The organism is Streptomyces bambusae (genome assembly GCF_019400985.1).
Taxonomy (GTDB): Bacteria; Actinomycetota; Actinomycetes; order Streptomycetales; family Streptomycetaceae; genus Streptomyces; species Streptomyces bambusae_A.
Window position 1 is genome coordinate 1 of record NZ_WTFF01000613.1, and the last position, 1,624, is coordinate 1,624.

Here is a 1,624-nt window from a genome sequence, read left to right on the forward strand (position 1 = left end):
CCTGCGCCGGGGAGCTGAAGTCAGGCGGGGGCAGCAGGGAACTGGCGTTGGCGGCACCGCCATGGGAGCCGCCCCGGCCACCGCGGTTGATGGTGATGTTGATCGGCGGGGTGATCGATCCGCCGAGCGCGCCGACGAACCCGCCCGCGGCGGCGCCGGCCGCGGCGAACTTGTTCGGCTTGTTGGCACCGCCGGTGCCACTACGCGTCGTAGTTGCCATCAGACGACGTCTCCTAACGGGTCAGTGGGAGCGGCGGACGATCAGCCATGCCGTCTGGGCGACGATCAGCGTGAGCAGCCAGAAAAGCTCCAGCGGCCCGGCCAGCGAACCGAACGCGGTCGCCAACGCCACCCACGCCACCGCGATCGTGGCGAGCGAGGCGAGGCCGATGCGCCAGGCGAGCACGTGGCCGCGGGCGGGGCGGCGACGCTGGACGACGCCGAACCACAGCACCGGGCCGGCAGCCAAAGGTGCGACCAGCAGCCAGGACCACCAGGCCAGCACGTGCAGCAGCCCGGTGACGGGGAACGCCAGCAGCGCCAGCCCGGTCGGGGCGAGCGCGGTACGGGCCTTCCACAGCGTGCGTCCCAGGAAGCCGAGCGCCTCGCGGGTCAGCGAGGGCCGTTCGGGGACGATGACCACGAACGGCTGCGCGCCGCGCCGGCCGCGCTGGCGAGGGATGTGGATGGTGTGGATGCCCGCGGCCGACTTCCCGCCACGGGAACGGATACGACTGGACACAGCAGAACTCCTAGATCGGAGGGGAACGGGCGGGGGTGCTGTGCAGGTCAGGCCGCGGCCTGAGGCTCGGGGTAGGCGCACGGGACGCACATCCCGAGCGAAGCGGGGATGACGTAGCCGGCGTCCGTACGGCACTGCGGGCACGTCCGGCGGGCGGCAAGGGCCCGGGTCAGGGCTGCTTGGCGGGCCGGGGTCATCGGCCGGACGGGCTTGGCGGCGTCGATGCGGTAGAGGTAGGCGACCAGGGGCGGCCGGCCGCGCCGCGGACGGCGCAGCTCGGCGACGACGTCCTGACCGCCCGGCCTGAGCCCTGCGGCGCGCAGTTGGCGGCGGGTAGCCAACCCGTCCGGCGCCAGCCGCCACCGGTAGACGGGCAGGGCCGCGGCGGTCACTGGGCGGCGCCTTCAAGGACAGGAGCGGTCTGTTCGGCCGTTTCGCGGTGTTCCTGGTAGCGGGTGGATACCCAGCCCACCGACCAGCCTGTCAGCTCGGCCGCGGACCGTACTGGCAGACCGGCCGTGAACGCTGTGTGCACCACGTGGCGGGCCTGGTCCTCAGGCAGCTTCTCGACGGGCGGTCCGGCAGCCAGCAGGGCGGCGCGTTCACGCTCCGCCTGCTCGGCACGGGCCTGGCGTTCACGCTGTTCACGCTGCGCCTCCCGACGCTGCTGCTCCTCGCGGTGGGCGGCGGCCTGCCTCTCGCGTTGTTCACGCTCGGCCTGCTGCTGTTCACGCTCGCGTTCACGGCGCTCACGGGCTTCCCCCTCGGCGCGTTCACGGGCCTCCGCCCGCTCCTGCTCCTCCCGGCGAATCCGCTCCTGCCGCTCGGCTTCCTCACGGGCGAGGCGGGCTTCGTGTTCACGCTGTTCACGGGCGAGGGACG

2 protein-coding genes and 2 pseudogenes are annotated in these 1,624 nt (G+C 73.2%); all 4 read right to left on the reverse strand.

Annotated features, from left to right (window positions below):
• Positions 1 to 220 (reverse strand): annotated as a pseudogene (locus tag GPJ59_RS36040) (plasmid transfer protein TraA); the annotation flags it as partial.
• 21 nt (positions 221 to 241) lie between these two features.
• Entirely contained in the window at positions 242 to 742 is a 501-nt protein-coding gene (locus GPJ59_RS36045) for a hypothetical protein (RefSeq protein ID WP_219672333.1), read from the reverse strand.
• Between the two features lie 47 nt (positions 743 to 789).
• The gene (locus GPJ59_RS36050) at positions 790 to 1,134 is read right to left on the reverse strand and encodes an RRQRL motif-containing zinc-binding protein (protein ID WP_308120694.1); all 345 of its coding nucleotides are present in this window, start codon (positions 1,132 to 1,134) and stop codon (positions 790 to 792) included.
• Positions 1,131 to 1,624, reverse strand: a pseudogene (locus GPJ59_RS38285) (DUF2637 domain-containing protein); the annotation flags it as partial. The pseudogene GPJ59_RS38285 and the gene GPJ59_RS36050, both read right to left, overlap by 4 nt.